Origin of the sequence: Listeria sp. ILCC796 (assembly GCF_900186175.1) — a bacterium.
Lineage (GTDB): Bacteria > Bacillota > Bacilli > Lactobacillales > Listeriaceae > Listeria > Listeria goaensis.
The window spans coordinates 30,210-49,055 of sequence record NZ_FYBV01000003.1 but is presented as its reverse complement, the minus strand read 5'-3'; the positions used below and the strand labels follow the sequence as shown (position 1 = coordinate 49,055).

The following is an 18,846-nucleotide window of genomic DNA, read 5'->3' as shown; positions in this document are numbered from 1 at the left end:
TTTTGTCACGGGTGAATAGCTCATCTGGATACGATTATTTTTCATGTATAAAAAAATACACTTATCTAGTACACAAAAAAAAGCCCAAGTTTCTAGTCTCTTTTAATAGTTTCTCGTACAAAAAAAGCGAATGACTTCTCATTCGCTTTTCGTTTTATTCAGCGTCTTTCGCAATTACTAGTTTGCCAGCGTGAACTTCTTCCAGTGCTTTTCCAACATATTTATGAGATTCGTAAGTGGGTAACGAGCCTGGGTCGTTTTCTGCTTGCATCGCTCTAGCACGAGCAGCCGCAACAGTTACTAAAGAGTATTTTGAATCAATTTTTAAAAGTAAATTATCAATCGATGGGTATAACATCATAATTAAATCTCCTCCAACATATTTTGATAGCGGTGAATCACACGCTCCGTTTTTAAATGTTCTGTTTCGACAATGCCTTTAATTTTGCGGACAGCGTCAAGGACGACGTCATTTACGACCGCATAATCATAGGAAGCCATCATTTCAATTTCTTCTTTAGCGGTTTTCATTCGCGCTTCGACGACTTCGAGTGTTTCTGTGCCGCGACCGATTAGGCGGTTTTTGAGTTCGCCGAGATCTGGCGGTGTTAGGAAAATGAAAACACCTTCTGGCATTCTTTTTTTCACTTGCATCGCGCCTTGAATCTCAATTTCTAAAAAAATATCGATGCCGTTAGCAAGCTTTTCCTCGACATAATCGAGCGGCGTCCCGTAGTAGTTGCCGACATATTCGGCGTATTCGAGCATTTTGCCGTCAGCGATAGCTTGCTCAAACTCCTCGCGGCTTCTGAAATAGTAGTCAACCGCCTCTTGTTCGCCTTCGCGCGGCTTTCTCGTTGTCATCGAAATCGAGTATTCGAATTTCGTTTCCGGGTCCCGAAAGACCGCTTCCCTTACCGTTCCTTTGCCAACCCCACTCGGTCCTGAAAGAACAATTAAAAGGCCTCTTTCCGTCATTCCCTTACCTCATTTCTAAAGTCATTCCACATTTTGGACTTGTTCACGAATTTTTTCAAGCGTCGTTTTCATTTCCACGACATTCTCAGTAATCGTTATCGACATCGCTTTCGACCCAATCGTATTCACTTCCCGGTTCATCTCTTGAATTAGGAAATCCAGCTTTCGTCCCACTGCGCCTTCTTGCGTAAGTATACTATAAAACTGTTTCAAATGGCTATCCAGCCGTTCGGTTTCTTCGTTAATGTCGGCTTTTTCTAGGAATAAACCGAGTTCCGTGAGCATCATGCGCTCGTCAAATTCGGCTTCCGCGAGTTTTGCTAGCCGTTCCTGAAGACGCGCTTTATATGCGGCTTCCATCTCTGGAATCGCCTGACGCACCGCAAGCATGCACGACTCGAATGCCTCTAAGTGCGATTTAAAATAGAGCGCTATTTCAGCGCCTTCTAAACTGCGCATCTCATCAAGCCTTTTTGTTGCCCCGTGAACTGTTTCTAAAACAAGGGCTTCAAGCGCCGAGTCAGCCTCGCTACTTTCACGAACTTCAAGAAAAACAGGATCCGCTAAAAAGTCACGCATCGTCAAGCTTTCCGAGAACTCATAACGCGCTTCCGCTTGTTTCAAGAACCGGTAATACTCGTCGGCCAGTTCAAAGTCCACCGCCAAGTGATGCTTCGCAATTTGTGCCCCTTCAAACGAAATAAAGCACTCCACTCGCCCGCGCTTTAAAACCCCCGAAAGCGTCTTTTTAAGCTTTGTTTCGAGATAAGCGAATTGCCTAGGCATGCGAAAAACTGCCTCAAAATATCGATGATTGACTGCCTTTAATTCAACCGTCACCTTACAATCATCATTTTCTTTCGTTTTTCGTCCGAAACCTGTCATGCTTTTCACCATAAGATTCGCCACCTCTTATACTAGTTTCATCTAATTATTATAGCAAAGCTCGTGCTACTTGCATAGTTAAACTTAAAATTGTGATACAATAGTACGTAACAAACAAGTAAAGGAAGAATAAAAATGGCATTTGATGCAATGTTTTTAAAAGCTATGACCGAAGAAATTAAAGAAGGCGCGGAAAGTGGACGCATTATGAAGATTCATCAGCCGTTTCCGCACGAACTTTTGCTTTATATCCGAAAAAACCGCGAAAATAAACGCCTGCTCATTTCAGCGCACCCAAGTTATGCGCGTGTGCAGTGGACGACAGATGTGCCCGAAAATCCACCGAATCCGCCGATGTTTTGTATGCTTTTGCGCAAACATTTGGAAGGCGCCATCATCGAGGAAGTTAGGCAGGAGCCGAATGAGCGGATTCTCGTGCTTGGGTTCCGCGGAAAAGACGATATTGGAGAAAATCGGTTTTTAGATTTGTATATTGAAATTATGGGGCGTCACAGCAATTTAACGCTTGTGGATCGTCAAAAAGGAACGATTATTGATTGCATAAAACATATTAGTCCTGCGCAAAATAGTTACCGGACACTACTTCCGGGCGCCGAGTATATTTTACCGCCTAAGGCAAACAAAATCGACCCGTTCACGATTTCTGCGGCTGATTTGGAGACATTCATTTCGCCAGAGGAAGATTCGGCCAAAGCTCTCGTGAAACATTTCGCGGGTTTCAGCCCACTTCTCGCTCTGGAAATTGTCCACCGGGCGGGTGACGCTAGTCCAAATTCGCTACAGTCTGCCTTCTTTTCTGTTTTGCAGGAAATTCCAACCTTTTTAGGCCAAAAAGCTGTGCCGCATACTTTCGTGCGTAACGAGAAGGAAGATTATTATTTTATGCCGCTAGCGCTTGAGGCTCATGCGAAGCGTTTTGATTCTTTGAGTGAATTGCTCGATGCGTTTTATAGCGGAAAAGCGCGGCGTGACCGCGTCCATCAAATGGGGCATGATTTGGAGCGTCTTTTGGCGAATGAACGGGCGCGCAACGTTTTAAAGATTGAAAAACTGGAAAATACGCTTGTTGAAACGGAAAAGGCTGATGAGTTCCGTATTCAAGGCGAACTGCTTACGGCGAGTTTATACAAAATGGAAAAAGGTATGGCAAACGTGACGGTGCAAAATTTTTATGATGAGGCCTTGCCAGATGTGACAATCCCGCTTGATACACGCCTAACGCCTTCACAAAACGCCCAGCGCTATTTTACGCGCTACCAGAAACTGCGTAATGCTGTGGCGTACGTCGAGGAACAAATCGCACTGACGCAGGAAGAAATCGCCTACTTGGATAATGTTCTTGCACAACTGGAAACGGCCGGCCCGAGCGACGTAGAAGAAATCCGGCAGGAACTCGCCGAACAAGGTTACCTTCGTTACAAGAAACCAAAAAACAGCCGTCAAAAAAACGCTGCGCCCAAACTCGAAAAATACACCTCAACAAGTGGCCTACCGATTTTAGTCGGAAAAAACAACAAACAAAACGAATATTTGACGAATAAACTCGCAAAAAACAACGAACTGTGGTTCCACGTCAAGGATTTGCCTGGTTCGCATGTTGTGATCCAAGACCCGAATCCCGATGAAACAGCCATCGAAGAGGCCGCCATGATTGCCGCTTATTTCTCAAAAGCACGTCTATCAAGCACCGTCCCTGTTGACGCAACGCTCGTCAAGCACGTGAAAAAACCAAACGGCGCCAAACCCGGCTATGTCATTTACGATAATCAAACGACCTATTTCGTAACGCCTGACGAAGAAAAAGCCCAAGCATTAAAAAATAAATGAGCCATTGCCCCGGTATGATGTGTATCGGGGTTTTCTGTCGATGTTCGGTAACGTAAAATTGCTGGGGGAACGACAGAAAGTTGGGAATCATTGGGAGAGTAGGAGAACGAGGAGATAATGGAACAATCAATTCGTTTTTCCATCCCATTTTCCACCCAAAAATCTAGGGTCGACAGAAAACCACTTTTGAGCTATGATGAGAGTAGAGCTCGAGAGGGTACCAGTTTTAATCTATGTATTGTGAAATGTAAATGAAAAAACACTTCAACAACAGCAACTTGATCGGACGTTTTAATCTATGTATTGTGAAATGTAAATTCAATCGTTCCTGTTTCTAACCAGTAATACTCACGTTTTAATCTATGTATTGTGAAATGTAAATGAGAGCGCGGAGGTTTATGATTTCCCTCCAAACTAGTTTTAATCTAAGTATTATGAAATGTAGATTCTGTCGTGACCTTACTTTCAAACTCATTCGCCGCTGTTTCAATTTATGTACCATAAATCCTAATCCCATTAAAATCCCCCGCCAAAATAAAAACTCTGGTGGGGGATTTTTTATGTTTGGTTTAAACAAACGACCGGAGCTCCTTGTTTTTTGCGAATTTGTAGCTGGCAATGCTGAAAAATAGGAGGGTGTAGCCGAGTAAAATGATGATGTTTAAACTTAAATCGGCAAGTGTTCCGTTTTGTTGGAGTTTTGAGACGGCGTCCATCACCCAGTATTGCGGCATGAAAGCGGCGATTTTTTGCATGATTTCTGGCATGATAGCAATCGGAATTAGCGCGCCAGAAAGTAGCGTTGAAATCGTGAAAATCGTCGTTTGCATCGCTGAAATACTCCTTCTGCTTCCTGCGACAAAGCCGAATGCGAGTGACAGCACGACCGCCATCAGTGAGAACACTGCAAGGATTGCAAATAAATCAACGTATGCAACACCCGGATTAATCCGGAAGGCAAAACGCATCGCAAAGAGACAAATCAGCACCTCAACAAGCACAATCACATAGGCGAAAAGCGCATTGCCAAGCAAATACTTTTTGCTGGAGAGCGGCGTGGACATTAAGCGGTAAAACGTCCCTTCCTCCTTTTCTTTTAAAATGAGCTCCCCGAGACTGCCAGCTGCATAAAGCAGCATCATGCATAGAAAGCCAAGAATTTGGGCCGACATCATCTTTTCAATGTCCGATTGATCCTTTAGGTCGGTGTTTTCAATCGGTAATTTTGAAGCGTCATACGTTTTGACCGTCTGCTCAAAATTTGCTTGCCCGCCTAGTTTCTCCAACTTCAAAAGTTTATTAATCTCATTTGAAAGTAGCATTTTGGTCGTGTTTATCGTATTTTCGCCTTGAATCGACTCAATTTTAAAGTCGCTCGCCGTTTGGTTCGCTAAACTATCATTAGCACCTTTTTGAATTAAAATGAGCGCATCCAGCTGGCCGCCAATTAGTTCGGCTTTGCCTTTTTCATAGGAAACCTCTTTCATGCCGGCGTTATCTTCTTTTAAAAATGTCACCAATTGATTCGTATACACACCCGAGTCCTGATTCACTACACCCAGTTTTAAAACTGTCGTGTCATTCATCTGTGTGCCGTAGGAAAAAAAGTAAATTAAAATACTCAAAATTGGAAGACCTATAATCATAATCATACGGACTTTTGATTTCTTTAACACGTCCCAATTATGTTTGAAAATCCAACCCATTTGTGCCATCTTAATACACTTCCTTTCGCTTTTGCGTTATAGCAATGAGGCCAATAAAGAGAATGGCAAAGCCGACATTAATTACAATCGGCATGATAGCCGCGGAAAGTTGTCCGTTGTAAAGAATATCGCGAATACTAATGTTCGCCCAACCAATTGGGGAGAGCTTTTGAATTGTCGGACTTATCATCGGGAAGTAAGCCCCGCCTAGGAAAGCAAAAATTTGGACAATAATGCTCGAAACGGCAGCCCCTGCTGCATTACCGTTAGATAGAACGTCAATCGCCATGCCAAATGATACGGAGAACAAGGCGAGGCTGAAATAAACGGCCGCGATGATGAGGACCGCACTCCCCCAGTTCACGTCAAAGAACAATTGGGAAACCGTCATAAGCAAAACTAAAGAAATCGCTTGAACGACCAGTTCACCAATGAAATTCCCCGTAATCGCCACTTCTTTTCTAAGCGGCGCAATGAGCAAGCGAATATCCGTATGTTTCAATTTCTCAATTCGAAACGCGTTCACACCAGACATCATACCAAACATCATCGTCATGCCGATGAGCGCAATCGCATAGTACTGGAAAGACGACACATTATCGCTCGTTTTCAGTTTTTGGACCGAAATCGCGTCTTTAGGTACGTCGTTTAAAGCCATGACGCCATTCATTTGTGTAGGATTCACTTTTGCCGTCGTCACAGCGAGTTGATATTGCGACGCGAAAGCATTGATATAGCCGTCCAGTCGCGCTTTTTCAACCGTCCCGGGGCTGTTTGTCACAACGCGCAAATCATTTTCCTTCACCTGAATGAACGCTGTCGCATCACCGTTTTTCACCTTCGCCTCACCAGCTTTAACCCCATCGACTTGTTTAAAAGTAACGCTCTTCGTACTTGCTTCATTCGCAAAAGTTGCAAAGGCTGTATTCATGTTGGCGTCTGCCTGAAGGGCGTAGACGATGTTCATCTTGCCTAAATCGCTGTCGTCAGTAAACGCGTTTTGAAGGACGCTGCCGAGTACGAAAATAAGCGCGATTGGAAAAATGAGCATGAAAATGAAGAAGCTTTTATCGCGCAGTGAAAGTTTCACTTGCTTTTTGATGATGTGAAATAACATTTTGACAGCCCCCTTCTAATCACGCAATTTTCGCCCAGTTAAGTTTAAAAATACAGTTTCCAAGTTGAGCGTTTCTTGATTAATTTCCAAAATATCGATTTTATGTTGCAGTAAAATGGCCAAAATCGAGTTTAGCGTGTTCACTTCGCTACTTGATGTGATGTGAAGCGAATTTGTTCCGTTCCACGTCACCGCCTGAACGCCCGAAACCCCTTCGATGTCTTTTGTCGTAACACTTGCGTCTTGATCCACGATAATTTCCATTTCTTTGACGTCCGTCACCAAACTAATGAGCTGTTCTTCCGTGCCTTCTGCAATGACTTTCCCGTGGTCAATAATCGCAATATAGTCGCAGATTTCCTCGACTTCTTCCATATAATGACTCGTATAAATAATGGTTGCCCCATTTTCATTCAGCTTTTTAATCGAGCGTAAAATATAATTACGAGACTGCGGGTCAATACCAACTGTCGGTTCGTCCATAATGATAAGTTCCGGACGATGCGCAATAGCACAGGCAATGTTCAAACGACGTTTCATACCGCCTGAGAATGCTTCTGGACGTCCTTTCGCTTTATCCGTTAAGCCAACAAAACTAAGCGCCTCATTTGCCGCTTTGTCAAGTTCCGCGCCGCGCAAACCGTATAGCCCAGCAAAAAATTTAACGTTTTCAAGCGCCGAAAGTTCATTATAAAGCGAAATTTCTTGCGGCACGAGGCCAATCTTACTTTTAATCCTCAAGCCGTCTTGCCCTTGCTGCTCTCCGAAAATCGTAATATTACCGCTCGTTTTTTTAATTAAGCCACATAAAATGCTAATCGCCGTACTTTTCCCAGCGCCGTTAGGACCGAGCAAACCAAAAATTTGCCCCTTCTCAATCGAAAGCGTGAGCCGGTCAACCGCAATCGTTTTATCAAATTTTTTCGTTACTTCATTTATTTCAACGATTTTCATAATGTACCTCCTCGTTTTCTCTATTATAAAAAAGAAGCGAGGACTTTGCCTAGTGCAATTCCTCACTTCTTCGCATGAGATTTTCACGAAATTGGGATTAAAGTAATGATAGAGAAGCCGTCCTCACCTTGAAAAATCACGTTACCGCCTAGTTTCGCCGTTCTTTCTTCCATACCTAGTAAACCTAAATGTTTAGAAATAACTTCTGCGCCGACCCCGTTATCACGTATTTCAAAACGAGCAACTTTATTCAATACAACAAGATTCGCTTCAATGCGCGTCGCGTCGCTGTACTTTAACGAATTTGTTAATGCCTCCGTCAAGTTTTGTAAAAATACATACCACATCGGTTGGGTAATTTTAGCCAATGAACCTTTCGCATAAAAAAGCGTTTGACATTTATACTTACTTTCAAATTGGGACAGCTCATTTTTAAGCCGCGTAACCCCTAAACTTTCCTGCGCAGGCTTTGTTTCCTTCAAAGTCTTCCGAATTTCCTCGATGCCCGCTTGGCTAATTTGAATCGCATTGTTCAAAAGGAGCGCCGCCTGGTCAACATCTTTGTAAAGAATCGCCTTGCAAGCCTCAAGCTGAATGAGTCCGCCAGAAAGCGAATGCCCCAGCTCATCATGAATACGGTGCGAAAGCGCGTTTCGCTCCTCTAATTTGGCAAGGCTCGTCTCTTTCATCATTCGCGTTTCAAGTTGATCCATTTTCCCCCGCACATTTTCCAGTTGAATCCTAAGCGCTTCATTCGTCTCCTCTTTCCGTAGCAACATGTAGGACTGCTTATTTAAAATCATATAAAAAATGAATGCAAAAGCCGCAATCCATAAATAAAGCGCACTCATCTGGAAATCACGCAAAAAAAAGAGCGGCAACATCGCGATAACCGCGTATAATGCGTAGACCGAAAAACTCCATTTTTCCCCCTGTAAAAAAAGCGAAAAAACAGCAAACGGGAATAAATAGAGCAAATACGGCATGATGAGAAAGCCAAAAACCAAAATACTGCCGCAAAGTAACACAATGAGAAAAATTCGCGCACGCCGCAGAGTAAAACTTAGTAAAGTCAGCGATAAATACAATAATATCGCCAGCAAATAACAAGCGTTTAAAAAAGCCGACAACTCTTGTATAAACACAAATAACAGCAAGAAAAGCGAAAAAACCACATCAATTTGGATTTTATAGGCATTCATTCCGCATCCCCATTTCCGCTACCCGTGAAATACAAAATCGCAATCTGCGTCCGGTGTGAAAGCCCCAGTTTCCCAAGCAAAGCCGAAATATTGTTCGCAACCGTCCCCTCTGAAATAAAAAGAAGTTTCGCAATTTCCCGATTCGACAGCCCTTTCGCTACCGCTTTCACAATATCCTTCTCACGTTCAGACAGCCCCATCGCATCAAGATCCGCATACGCCGTCTGCTTCGCCTGATTCACCGCGCGCAACTTATCCCAAATTTCCGCCTGAATAATACTCTGCTCCTGCATCACACTACAGATAGCATTCACAATTTTTTTCGGATCATTATTTTTAAGCAAATAGCCCTTCGCCCCGTTTTGAATCGCCTCCAAAATAAACGCGTCATCATCAAAAGTCGTTAAAATAATCACCTTCGTGTCCGTCTCATGCGCAATTTTTTTCGTCGCAAGAACACCGTCCATAACAGGCATCCGAATATCAACAAGCGCCACATCAACCGCATGCTCCAAGCAAAATCGGTACGCCTCTTCCCCGTTCTGGACCGTGCCCACAACCTCCAAATTTTCCTCCGTATTCAAAATAATCTCTAAACCGCCCGTAATAAACGAATTATCGTCCGCTAAAAGGACACGAATCATATGCAAAACCCCTTATTTTTCAGATAAAAACTTCGTTAAAACAGAAATCGCAAACGGAATCGCATCTTCTTGTGGATTTAATTTAGCGTGGTGCAAACCGTACGGTGAGTCCACCCCGAGCCAAAACATACAACCCGGAATTTCCTCCAAGAAATACCCGAAGTCTTCGCCCGTCATTGCAGCCGGCGCCTCAATAAACGCCCCTTCAAACTCGCGATTTAAAAAGGCAATAAACTGTTCCGTTTCCTCCGCATGATTGTAAACTTGGCAGTAATCCGATCCCGGTGTAAACGTAATTTCGCACTGAAAAGCTTCTTCCATGCCGCGTGCAAGTTGTCTTAAACGCGTCCAAATCACGTCCATCGTTTCCTTCTTCGCCGTCCGAATCGTCCCGTCTAGGTGCGCCACCTCCGCAATAATGTTTTGCGCATCGCCGCCTGAAATTTTCCCAACCGTTATAACAGCTGCGTCCATCGGGTCGATATTCCGACTGACAATCGTCTGCATTTGCGTCACAAAATGACTCGCACAAACGACCATATCATTCGCAAGATGCGGGTACGCCGCATGCCCAGCGCGCCCTTTAAACGAAATAAAAAGTTCCGATGTGTTCGCAAAAAGAAGACCAACTTTTGTCGCAATTTGCCCCACTTTATACTCTGGCGCAATATGTAAGGCGTAAATTTCGTCGGGCCAAAATGCTTTAAATTCTTCGCTTTCTAAAATGGGCAAAGCCCCGCCAGGACCTTCCTCCGCAGGTTGAAAAATAAAAACAAGATTTTGTTCAGGCTGACTCGTCGCAAAGTGCGTCAAACACCCTAGCGCAATGCTCATATGAACATCGTGGCCGCATGCATGCATCGCTCCAGCGTGCGTAGACGCAAACGGCAGACCCGTTTTTTCAGCTAGCGGCAACGCATCCATGTCCGTCCGGTACCCAATTGTTTTCGCACCAACTCGCCCCGTGACGCGAACAAAAATCCCCGTGCGCCAAGTTTGTACCTCAAGGAACTCTTGATTCAGTCCCGCAATATAATCGAGCAAGTATTTCTGCGTTTTATGCTCCTCAAAACCAATTTCCGGAATCTGGTGTAAATCCCGTCTAATCTCAATAAAACGATTCACGAAAAACCCTCCTTTTCTAAAAGAAAGAGACGTGCCAAATGAACACGCCCCTCTTTTCATTTGATTTAAAGTTGTCGCAAGCCTTGCATAATTTCGGTTTTCGATGCCGTTTTCGCATCAAGTTCTTTTAAGACACGTGCTGGAATGCCGGCTACAACTGTTCCCGGTGCAACGTCCTTCGTCACAATCGCGCCAGCCGCAACGACTGCGCCTTTACCAATTCGTACGCCTTCAAGGACAACGACATTTGCCCCGATGACAACATCGTCCTCCACGATAACTGGTGTCGCAGAAGGTGGTTCAACAACACCCGCAAGTACTGATCCCGCCCCGATGTGACAGTTTTTGCCCACTGTTGCGCGTCCACCAAGCACGACGTTCATATCAATCATCGTACCGTCTCCAATGACAGAGCCAATATTAATGCTAGCCCCCATCATGATAACCGCATTATCTCCAATTGTCACTTGGTCACGAATGACTGCGCCTGGTTCAATACGCGCATTAATATTTTTTAAATCAAGCATTGGAATAGCTGAATTGCGGCGATCGTTTTCCACTACATAGTCCGCAATATGCGCCTCGTTTTTAGCAAGAAGAGGCTCAATGTCAGCCCATTCACCAAAAATTGTTCCCGCATTACCCGTAATAAACGTTTTAACTTCATCGGGGAAAGCAATTTTGTCTAAATCACCTTTCAAATAAACTTTGACCGGTGTTGATTTTTTACTGTTTTGAATAAAAGAAATAATTTGATGTGCATCCATTTGTTCCATATTTAAACGCCCCTTTTTTATTTTTTAGTTTGCCATAGCTAGCGGCTTGTTTCAAGAAATTGATTTGTCACTTCTAGGAAAGCAGCAACTTGCGGTAATTCAAGCGACTGTTCATACGTCAGCAAATTGGTATCCCGCCCGAGTTCTGTCCCGTCCTTTTCAGTTAGCGGAATACGATTTACGACCGCATCGATTTCTTGACTCATTGTCACCTCAGGTAAAATCGCAAAACCAATTCCGTTTATCGCCATTTGCCTCGATGTTTCAATTTGATCCATCAACATGACTTGTTTCGGCAACTTCGAAAAGTTTCGCTGCCAGTAATCCTGAATCACTTGATAATAGTTAGAATCGCTCCGGAATTGAATAAATGGCCGATTCGTTTCAAAAACATCTTCAATTCGTTCAATCTCCTGATCCACTAAAATAAGCCGGTCCGTAAATAAATGCCGCTTCACACTTTTCCACGGCGTACTGCCACGCACAATCCCTAAATGTACTGAACCAGAAGCAAGCAATTCATGGACATCGCTACTCCAACCCGTTTGCAGTGAAATCGTCACATCGGGATATTTCTCTGTGAACATTTTTAATACCCGCGGCAGCCACATCTGCGCCACAACACTTGCACAAGCAATTCGAAGCGTACCGCGCACGACACCTTCCATCGCCTCTAGCCGCTCCTGAATTTCATGCTCTCTAGCAATGACACTCGCCGCATGTTTGACAATCGCTTCCCCTTCTGGCGTTAAAAGCAAGCCTTTTTGTGTGCGAATAAAAATCTTCGTATTCCATCTGCTTTCAATCGTCTGTAAACGTTGCGATAAAGCCGGTTGACTCAAAAAAAGTTTTTCCGCACTACGACGCATATTCAGTTCATCAGCTAGACAAACAAGCAATTCATATTCTGTAACAATCATTTTTCGTCCTCCAACGGTGCATGAATAAAGCGATTCACCTGTTTTAAAATAATTCTTCGCGTAATAATCCCTTGAAACTCATTTTCCTCATTGACCACACATAAAAATGGATTATCTACAAGCAAGCTTACGACACGTTCCGGATTAATTGCCCCTTTAATAACAGGAAATTCCGTTTGCATCGCATCTTCAACTTTTAACGTTTCAAGCTTTTCATATTCAATTCGCTCAAGGCCTAAAATCGAATCTGTAATACGTGCAGCACTAATCAGTCCGTGCAGTTTAAATTCGAAATCAAGCACTGGAATAGCTGAATAGCCACATTTCGTAAGCACTAAAAGCGCATGTTCCAAATTATTCCCTACCTGTACATGGGCAACCTTCTCAGCAGAAATCATACTTTCTTCGAGCTTATCTTTGAAAAAATAACCTAATCTATTTGAAATCACGTGGAACCCTCTTCTCAATTAAATTCACGTTTTATCTCTCTAAAGTAAGTGTCTCATCACTCTTATTCTAGCATAGAAAAACAAGAATTTCCTCTATTGTTGCGCAAAAAAAATAACTAGAACAGATTCCCCGTTCTAGCTACACCTTACAAATTAATTTTCTTGTAACGCTTCAAAAATCTCAATTGCTGTCATATCAATATCATCAAATTGATATTTACTGTTTAATTCATAAATTTCGACTTCAAACGAATTAGACGCTCGAAAGTATTTCACTTCACAGATTACCTTACCGTCTTTTTCAAAACGACGTGCTTGCGTTTCAGAAGCTTCATCCTCCTGCATCGCGTTTAAACGTTGAATAATTCCTAATAACTGAGACATCGCTTATTCTCCTCTCAAAAATCCACCTATACGAAACAAACTCGCAAGACCACTAAATTAATACTATCAAATTTTAGCGCATATAGCACCTATTAAGCAAGTCATCTGTAAAAATTCAGAAAAAGCAATTTTCTTTGAATAAAATTTGCCACAACGAGCTTTTTAGTTTTTGTGCGCGCTACAGCGTTTTAATCAAAATAAAAACCTAGTGCGAAAAGCAACCAGGTTTATAAATCGTTGTTTTGATTTTCCGTAATATCCAGCTTCGTTTTAACAGCGCGCATGATTGTCTTGTGGCGATTAAAGCCCTTCACACAAATCGTTTCGCCATTTAAAGTCGCGTAAACTTCCCCCCACGAACCAGTCGGGTTAAAACCGTAAGCATGTATTTTCAAAAGGCCATCTTTTGTTGGAAAAAAGAACGCCTCGTATTTACCAGCTTTTGTCATGTGTGCTTCCCCTCTCAAACCACTTCCAATTGAAAATGATTATCATTATTAAAACTATTTTACGGTAAAAAAGCAAAATATGCAATAACAAAATGTAAATATTATCAGATTTTTTCAACTTTTGATTTGTGTTATCAAATTGTTTCGTTATAATTAAATTATTATACTCAATTGAAATTTTCTGATTACATGCAAAAAGGGGGTTTTCATTTGAACCAGACGAAACAAATTGCCGAAGCCATTTTTATCGTTAACCGTCATAGTAAAGTCGCCACCAACCCGGCTTACTTGTACAAGCTAAAACAAGCCGCCATCACCAAATTGCTCTCAGATGGCCATGCCGAAAAAGTCGGCTTGCAATATTCAAAAAATCCAAAAAACTGCCGCCAACACTCGCTCGTGCTGGTCAAATGTGGCGATTTCCTTTTCCATATCCCGCCCACAAAAAACGATTTAAAAGAGCTGCATCACCTCGGCGAGCAGGTTCGTTTACAATATAAGACCAAAACATCGTTGTCATTAAAGCGCGCCAAATATTGCCTCGAAGCCTATACAAATATAAAGCCAGACACAGCAACTCAACCTACTATTTTTGAAAACAGTAGCCCCTATTTCCGCTAAAATATGATATGATGAAGCAGAAAAAGAAAGAAAGAAAGGGTGAAGCTTATGCCTAAAAATATACGCCCCGAACTGGCTGCCATTCAAATTAGCGGAATTCGCCGTTTTAACAATGAAATTGCGAATATTGAAGGCATTATGAAATTAACACTTGGCGAACCAGATTTCGATACTCCAGAACATGTCAAACAAGCCGCAATAAACGCTATTCAAGATAACTTTACAAACTACACAAACAATGCCGGCATGCCTGAACTTGTTTCCGCCGCCGCTGATTATTTTAACAAAAAATACGCGCTAGGTTTCACAAAAGAAGAAATCATCGTCACAATTGGCGCAACCGAAGCCATTGCTGTGGCACTCGAAACGATTTTAGAACCAGGCGATGAAGTCATTTTGCCTGATCCCATCTACCCTGGCTATGAACCGCTCATCAAATTGATGGACGCCGTTCCGGTCAAAGTCGACACGACGGAGTCAGCGTTCAAATTAACCCCGTCGCAATTAAAACGAGTCCTTTCTGACAAAACAAAAGCACTTATCTTGCCCTACCCGTCGAATCCAACTGGCGTAACACTAACGGAAAGCGAGCTGAGAGAGCTTGCAAACGTCCTAGAAGGCACGGGAATTTACGTCGTCGCCGATGAAATTTACAGCGAGCTAACTTACGATAAACCGCATACGTCCATGCGTCCGATGCTACCAGAGCAAACGATTGTCATCAACGGACTATCGAAATCGCACGCGATGATTGGCTTTCGCATCGGCTTCCTCATGGCACCCAAACCACTGCTTACAGAAATGCTGAAAATCCACCAGTACACCGTAACTTGCGCTTCTTCGATTAGTCAAAAAGCTGCGCTTCAAGCGGTGACAAAAGGTGAAAACGATGCTTTGCTGATGCGCTCAGAATACAAAGTCCGCGCCAAGTTCGTGCAGGATCGCCTTGTGAAAATGGGCTTTCAGGTCATCCCCCCAGACGGCGCATTTTATTTTTTCGTCAAGCTACCCGATTTCGTCACTGAAAACGCGTATGATTTCGCTTTGAAACTAGCTAAAGAAGCCAAAGTAGCAGTCGTGCCCGGCAATGCCTTTTCCGAAAAAGGCGACCGCTACTTCCGTTTATCTTATGCCGCTTCACTTAATAAACTCGCGCTTGCAACGGAAAATATGGCTAAATTTATGGAAAAAAATTATTCTATTTAAAATCGAGATTGTTACATAAAAACAAGCATAAATTCAGTAAAAACCATGTCTCCAGATGATATTATTACTGAATTTATGCTTATATTTTGTTACCTAATAAAACGATTATTTAAAGGCGATGACAATCTTATTAATAAAAACGCAAACTAATAAAAATTTTGCATCAATAAGCAATATTTATTGAATTGTATTTTAAAAGTGGTTATAATTTGCTTGTATTCTTAATATTTGGAAAGAATACACATTTTTTGAGGGGGGGAAGGCATATTACTTAGGTAAAATAGTCACAAAAATATACTATATAGACCCTTTCTTTAGTTATCCCCTTGGAAACAAGGAATCAAAAGGAGGAAGAAAGATGAAGAAAAAAGTACAATTTGTGACCGCATTAGCTACAGCAGGAGTGTTCGTTTTAGCACCCGTATCTACTAATTTTGAGAACGCTGTCCCAACAATTCAGACAGGGGACCAAAAAGCTAGTGCTGCAACTATTGATTTACTTAAAGATGCCCATTTACAACCAACTTATCAAAACGGGAAACTACAATTAACACTTACAGGACAACAGCTGGCGAATATTGGCTTAATTTCCGAGTACTACACATACTTTACTTTGCCTACCGAACTTACGTCATTACTAGATTCACCTGAAGTTCGCGCAAATACTACACTTTCATACTCTATACCAATTCTTTCTATAGGACCAGTCGGATTGCCACCTCATCAAGGAACGGTCACTGGCGATCAATTAATCATTGATAAAGAACATCAGTCTATTGGGGCAAAAATCAATCATGGTCTAGCCTCAGTTGGAATTGCGGCAACAAATAACTTCACGCTAACTATCGATTTAGCAAGTTTAGGTATTTCTCAATTGCCTTCATCTCCAGATAGTCAATTGGAATTTGCTGCACTAAGTAGCGACACCCTTTTAAACTTGAACCTACTTGGAAATCCAAATGCGGCACAAGCCTCATTAGAAACTACACTTCCTGATCAAGTAAAACCGACTATTAGTGCCACAGATAAAACGATATCCGTCGGAGATAATTTTGATCCAAAAGCAGGTGTAACAGCTTCCGATGACCGAGATGGAGATATTACCAATAAAATCGAAGTCGTTTCAAACAATGTTGATACAACTAAAGCAGGTACGTATGACGTCACATATAGCGTAACAGATTCTTCGGGTAACACTGAAACCAAAACGATTATCGTTACCGTGCAGGACGATTGGGAAAATTTCCAAATTGGGAAAATAACATCAGTCAATCCTATTAATACAGCATCTACTAGCATTTCTGGTTATACCACTTATGATGACACTTCTCAAATTCCTAGTGGGACAAAAATTTATGCTAATGCCGTCTTCGATACTCAAAATGGCTATACAAACACAATTATTACTGAAATTGAATATAAAAATGGTTACTTCAAGATTCCCGTACCAGACAATGTTAAATGGCAAGAAGGAGACACTGTTCCCGTTTATCTTACAGCGGTGAATGCTAACCGCACTAAGAAAAGCGAACCATTTCTTGCTCCTGTTTTAGCAGAGCCATTTTAAAAACGTATACTGAATAAAAAGACATCCCGTAATGAACCTGAAATAGGTTTTACGGGATGTTTTTTAATTATAATATTTAATTAGCGCCTGCGTTCCCGCTTCGCTAAGACCACGTTCAGCGAGTGTTTGATACATTTGTTCAGCTAAAGTTAAACCAGGTAAGTCAATCCCCATTTTTTTTGCTTCATCAATTGCGATTCGCATATCTTTGATAAAATGTTTAATGAAAAAGCCCGGTGAGAAATCATCTTTTAGAACGCGTGGGATTAAATTGCTGAGCGACCAACTGCCTGCCGCCCCACCGGCGATGGATTTCAAGACGCGTTCAGGATCAAGTCCTGCCTTTTCTGCATAAAAAATCGCCTCTGTGACGCCTAACATATTCGAGGCAATCGCAATTTGATTCACCATTTTCGTATGCTGGCCAGAACCAGCACCGCCTTGTAAAATGACGCTTTCGCCAAGCGCCTCAAAAATCGGTTTGGCGCGCTGGAACGCCGACTCGTCCCCGCCGACCATAATACTAAGCGTACCGTTTTTCGCGCCAATATCCCCACCTGAAACAGGGGCATCTAAAACTGCAATGCCTGCCTCTATACCTTCCGCAGCAATTTGTGCAGCTAGTTCTGGTGAGGAGGTCGTCATATCAATCGCGAGTGTGTCAGGTTGCATCGTTTCTAAAAAGCCGCCCTCGGATAGGTACAATTCTTCGACGTCGCTCGGATAGCCAACCATAGTAATTAAAACGTCCACCGTAGCCGCTAATTCAGCTGGGTTGTCATGCCAAGTCGCCCCTTCATTTAGAAGCTCCTCTGCTTTGGATTTTGTTCGCGTATAAATATGTAAGTCAAAACCCGCTTTCAGCAAATTTCGAACCATGCTTTTTCCCATCACACCAATACCAATAAAACCAATTTTTTTCATCAAAACTCCTCCTCTATAAAAATGAAATAAGAAATAGCACTAGGAACATAAGCAAAATCAAGCCGACAATCATTAAATTTAATTTTTTATGCATCATCACAACCGCAATAAATTCGCGCATTAAAGCGCTTGGCATGTAATAGAAGGCCGTCTTTGAACCAATTCCTTGGCTCTTTAAACCCGCTTTCTTCGCATAAAGACCTGCTCGAAACAAGTGAAAATTGTTCGTCGTGAAAATGCTGTTATACTTCGGCAAAATCGCGTCCATTTTCGCCTTCGAAAAGCGCATATTTTGCAGCGTATTCACTGATTTGTCCTCCATCATGATGTAGTCCTCGGGAATCCCTTTTTCAAGCAAATAAAGCCGCATCGCGTTCGCCTCAGACGTCAGTTCGTCCTCACCTTGCCCACCAGATACGATCATCGTCGCTTGTTTCCCCTTTTTTTCAAGCTGTTTTTTGTAAAAAGAAATCGCTTTGTCTAGCCTGCTCGCAAGTAATGGTGGGACCTTATCACCAATTAAGCCGCTTCCGAGCACAATGATAAAATCTTGGTTGTAGCGCGGGAAATTGTATTGATAGACGAAACAAGAAATTAAAAACGTCACAAAGAAAAACGTGAAATACGTTAAAATTGTAATAATCGCTGCGTAAAGGACCGCAAGTTGCGGAATCGAAATTACTGACCCTTGTGCGATGCCCCAAATAAACAAAGCTAACAACCCTAGACCAGCGAACATCGGCAACAAGTTAGCAAGCCGCTTCCCTTCTTTTTTCATCATCGTACGCCCATTCATTATAAGCCCGAAAATAAGACCGAAGAAAAAGAACGGAATAAGCAAAAAGAGAATAATCGCAACCCCCGTCACTATAACCCGAACGAGATCAACTCGGTCTGAAACCGTCAAAACGACATAAAGAATTGACAACAACAAGAAAAACAAACCAATTGTCAAAAATATCCCGTTACTAATTCTACGCCTATCCCACACGTAAAGCACAGCAAAAACCATTAAAAAAACGGCCGCAAAGAAAGCAAAAAACATCGTTTCATCCCCTTTTTATTGTTCCCATTCATTATAACTTTTCATG

The 18,846-nt window shown here is 42.4% G+C and carries 20 protein-coding genes; 4 read left to right on the top strand and 16 right to left on the bottom strand.

Annotated elements, in window-relative coordinates; translation table 11 throughout:
* Positions 1-154: 154 nt before the first annotated feature.
* From rpoZ to CFS04_RS04855, 3 genes are read right to left on the bottom strand one after another with little or no spacing between them, the layout of a single operon-like run.
* The gene (gene rpoZ / locus CFS04_RS04865) at positions 155-358 is read right to left on the bottom strand and encodes a DNA-directed RNA polymerase subunit omega (RefSeq protein WP_088809649.1); all 204 of its coding nucleotides are present in this window, start codon (positions 356-358) and stop codon (positions 155-157) included.
* Positions 359-363: 5 nt separating this feature from the next.
* Positions 364-978 (bottom strand): guanylate kinase, encoded by a 615-nt coding sequence (gene gmk, locus CFS04_RS04860; RefSeq protein WP_088809502.1) that lies wholly within the window; start codon positions 976-978, stop codon positions 364-366.
* Between the two features lie 21 nt (positions 979-999).
* Positions 1,000-1,875: a YicC/YloC family endoribonuclease gene (locus CFS04_RS04855; protein ID WP_088809501.1), complete on the bottom strand. Its 876-nt coding sequence runs from the start codon at positions 1,873-1,875 to the stop codon at positions 1,000-1,002.
* A 123-nt stretch (positions 1,876-1,998) separates the two neighbouring features.
* Here CFS04_RS04855 and CFS04_RS04850 point away from each other — a divergent pair, with 123 nt between their 5' ends.
* Positions 1,999-3,711, top strand: coding sequence for an NFACT RNA binding domain-containing protein (locus CFS04_RS04850; protein WP_088809500.1), 1,713 nt, complete (start codon positions 1,999-2,001; stop codon positions 3,709-3,711).
* A 569-nt stretch (positions 3,712-4,280) separates the two neighbouring features.
* Here CFS04_RS04850 and CFS04_RS04840 read toward each other — a convergent pair.
* From CFS04_RS04840 to CFS04_RS04790, 11 genes are all read right to left on the bottom strand, one after another.
* Positions 4,281-5,426, bottom strand: a complete 1,146-nt coding sequence (locus tag CFS04_RS04840; protein ID WP_255377771.1) for an ABC transporter permease — start codon at positions 5,424-5,426, stop codon at positions 4,281-4,283.
* 1 nt (position 5,427) lies between these two features.
* Complete coding sequence (locus CFS04_RS04835; RefSeq protein WP_088809498.1) at positions 5,428-6,534, bottom strand: ABC transporter permease; 1,107 nt, start codon at positions 6,532-6,534, stop codon at positions 5,428-5,430.
* A gap of 15 nt (positions 6,535-6,549) precedes the next feature.
* Positions 6,550-7,488 (bottom strand): ABC transporter ATP-binding protein, encoded by a 939-nt coding sequence (locus CFS04_RS04830; RefSeq protein ID WP_088809497.1) that lies wholly within the window; start codon positions 7,486-7,488, stop codon positions 6,550-6,552.
* 83 nt (positions 7,489-7,571) lie between these two features.
* Positions 7,572-8,690 carry a sensor histidine kinase gene (locus CFS04_RS04825; protein ID WP_088809496.1) on the bottom strand — a complete coding sequence of 373 codons (1,119 nt, stop codon included), beginning with the start codon at positions 8,688-8,690 and terminating at the stop codon, positions 7,572-7,574.
* Positions 8,687-9,334: a response regulator transcription factor gene (locus tag CFS04_RS04820; protein ID WP_088809495.1), complete on the bottom strand. Its 648-nt coding sequence runs from the start codon at positions 9,332-9,334 to the stop codon at positions 8,687-8,689. Before CFS04_RS04820 ends, CFS04_RS04825 begins: the two co-directional genes overlap by 4 nt.
* A 12-nt stretch (positions 9,335-9,346) precedes the next feature.
* Positions 9,347-10,519: an N-acetyldiaminopimelate deacetylase gene (locus CFS04_RS04815; protein WP_179946379.1), complete on the bottom strand. Its 1,173-nt coding sequence runs from the start codon at positions 10,517-10,519 to the stop codon at positions 9,347-9,349.
* A gap of 5 nt (positions 10,520-10,524) precedes the next feature.
* A complete protein-coding gene (gene dapD / locus CFS04_RS04810; protein ID WP_088809493.1) occupies positions 10,525-11,235 on the bottom strand; it encodes a 2,3,4,5-tetrahydropyridine-2,6-dicarboxylate N-acetyltransferase in 711 nt (236 codons plus the stop codon).
* A gap of 38 nt (positions 11,236-11,273) precedes the next feature.
* Complete coding sequence (locus CFS04_RS04805; protein WP_088809492.1) at positions 11,274-12,155, bottom strand: LysR family transcriptional regulator; 882 nt, start codon at positions 12,153-12,155, stop codon at positions 11,274-11,276.
* The gene (cbpB, locus tag CFS04_RS04800) at positions 12,152-12,604 is read right to left on the bottom strand and encodes a cyclic-di-AMP-binding protein CbpB (RefSeq protein WP_088809491.1); all 453 of its coding nucleotides are present in this window, start codon (positions 12,602-12,604) and stop codon (positions 12,152-12,154) included. Before cbpB ends, CFS04_RS04805 begins: the two co-directional genes overlap by 4 nt.
* Positions 12,605-12,757: 153 nt before the next feature.
* The gene (locus tag CFS04_RS04795) at positions 12,758-12,988 is read right to left on the bottom strand and encodes a YkuJ family protein (protein ID WP_088809490.1); all 231 of its coding nucleotides are present in this window, start codon (positions 12,986-12,988) and stop codon (positions 12,758-12,760) included.
* A gap of 227 nt (positions 12,989-13,215) precedes the next feature.
* Positions 13,216-13,437 carry a hypothetical protein gene (locus tag CFS04_RS04790; protein WP_088809489.1) on the bottom strand — a complete coding sequence of 74 codons (222 nt, stop codon included), beginning with the start codon at positions 13,435-13,437 and terminating at the stop codon, positions 13,216-13,218.
* A gap of 210 nt (positions 13,438-13,647) precedes the next feature.
* Between CFS04_RS04790 and CFS04_RS04785 the strand changes: the two genes are divergently transcribed.
* From CFS04_RS04785 to CFS04_RS13090, 3 genes are all read left to right on the top strand, one after another.
* Positions 13,648-14,058 (top strand): YkyB family protein, encoded by a 411-nt coding sequence (locus CFS04_RS04785; RefSeq protein ID WP_088809488.1) that lies wholly within the window; start codon positions 13,648-13,650, stop codon positions 14,056-14,058.
* Between the two features lie 48 nt (positions 14,059-14,106).
* Positions 14,107-15,264: an aminotransferase class I/II-fold pyridoxal phosphate-dependent enzyme gene (locus CFS04_RS04780; RefSeq protein ID WP_088809487.1), complete on the top strand. Its 1,158-nt coding sequence runs from the start codon at positions 14,107-14,109 to the stop codon at positions 15,262-15,264.
* Positions 15,265-15,622: 358 nt separating this feature from the next.
* On the top strand, positions 15,623-16,831 hold the full coding sequence (locus tag CFS04_RS13090; RefSeq protein WP_255377770.1) for an immunoglobulin-like domain-containing protein: 1,209 nt from the start codon (positions 15,623-15,625) through the stop codon (positions 16,829-16,831).
* Positions 16,832-16,894: 63 nt separating this feature from the next.
* On the opposite strand, the gene CFS04_RS04770 is transcribed toward CFS04_RS13090, so the two are convergent.
* Positions 16,895-17,755 (bottom strand): NAD(P)-dependent oxidoreductase, encoded by an 861-nt coding sequence (locus CFS04_RS04770; protein ID WP_088809486.1) that lies wholly within the window; start codon positions 17,753-17,755, stop codon positions 16,895-16,897.
* A gap of 13 nt (positions 17,756-17,768) precedes the next feature.
* A complete protein-coding gene (locus CFS04_RS04765; RefSeq protein WP_088809485.1) occupies positions 17,769-18,800 on the bottom strand; it encodes a YdcF family protein in 1,032 nt (343 codons plus the stop codon).
* Between the last annotated feature and the right edge of the window lie 46 nt (positions 18,801-18,846).

Excerpts from the sequence above, each read along its gene's own strand:
- rpoZ (WP_088809649.1), bottom strand. The coding sequence starts at position 358 with ATGTTATACCCATCGATTGATAATTTACTTTTAAAAATTGATTCAAAA.
- gmk (WP_088809502.1), bottom strand. The coding sequence starts at position 978 with ATGACGGAAAGAGGCCTTTTAATTGTTCTTTCAGGACCGAGTGGGGTT.
- CFS04_RS04855 (WP_088809501.1), bottom strand. The coding sequence starts at position 1,875 with ATGGTGAAAAGCATGACAGGTTTCGGACGAAAAACGAAAGAAAATGAT.
- CFS04_RS04850 (WP_088809500.1), top strand. The coding sequence starts at position 1,999 with ATGGCATTTGATGCAATGTTTTTAAAAGCTATGACCGAAGAAATTAAA.
- CFS04_RS04840 (WP_255377771.1), bottom strand. The coding sequence starts at position 5,426 with ATGGCACAAATGGGTTGGATTTTCAAACATAATTGGGACGTGTTAAAG.
- CFS04_RS04835 (WP_088809498.1), bottom strand. The coding sequence starts at position 6,534 with ATGTTATTTCACATCATCAAAAAGCAAGTGAAACTTTCACTGCGCGAT.
- CFS04_RS04830 (WP_088809497.1), bottom strand. The coding sequence starts at position 7,488 with ATGAAAATCGTTGAAATAAATGAAGTAACGAAAAAATTTGATAAAACG.
- CFS04_RS04825 (WP_088809496.1), bottom strand. The coding sequence starts at position 8,690 with ATGAATGCCTATAAAATCCAAATTGATGTGGTTTTTTCGCTTTTCTTG.
- CFS04_RS04820 (WP_088809495.1), bottom strand. The coding sequence starts at position 9,334 with ATGATTCGTGTCCTTTTAGCGGACGATAATTCGTTTATTACGGGCGGT.
- CFS04_RS04815 (WP_179946379.1), bottom strand. The coding sequence starts at position 10,519 with ATGAAAAGAGGGGCGTGTTCATTTGGCACGTCTCTTTCTTTTAGAAAA.
- dapD (WP_088809493.1), bottom strand. The coding sequence starts at position 11,235 with ATGGAACAAATGGATGCACATCAAATTATTTCTTTTATTCAAAACAGT.
- CFS04_RS04805 (WP_088809492.1), bottom strand. The coding sequence starts at position 12,155 with ATGATTGTTACAGAATATGAATTGCTTGTTTGTCTAGCTGATGAACTG.
- CFS04_RS04795 (WP_088809490.1), bottom strand. The coding sequence starts at position 12,988 with ATGTCTCAGTTATTAGGAATTATTCAACGTTTAAACGCGATGCAGGAG.
- CFS04_RS04790 (WP_088809489.1), bottom strand. The coding sequence starts at position 13,437 with ATGACAAAAGCTGGTAAATACGAGGCGTTCTTTTTTCCAACAAAAGAT.
- CFS04_RS04780 (WP_088809487.1), top strand. The coding sequence starts at position 14,107 with ATGCCTAAAAATATACGCCCCGAACTGGCTGCCATTCAAATTAGCGGA.
- CFS04_RS13090 (WP_255377770.1), top strand. The coding sequence starts at position 15,623 with ATGAAGAAAAAAGTACAATTTGTGACCGCATTAGCTACAGCAGGAGTG.
- CFS04_RS04770 (WP_088809486.1), bottom strand. The coding sequence starts at position 17,755 with ATGAAAAAAATTGGTTTTATTGGTATTGGTGTGATGGGAAAAAGCATG.
- CFS04_RS04765 (WP_088809485.1), bottom strand. The coding sequence starts at position 18,800 with ATGTTTTTTGCTTTCTTTGCGGCCGTTTTTTTAATGGTTTTTGCTGTG.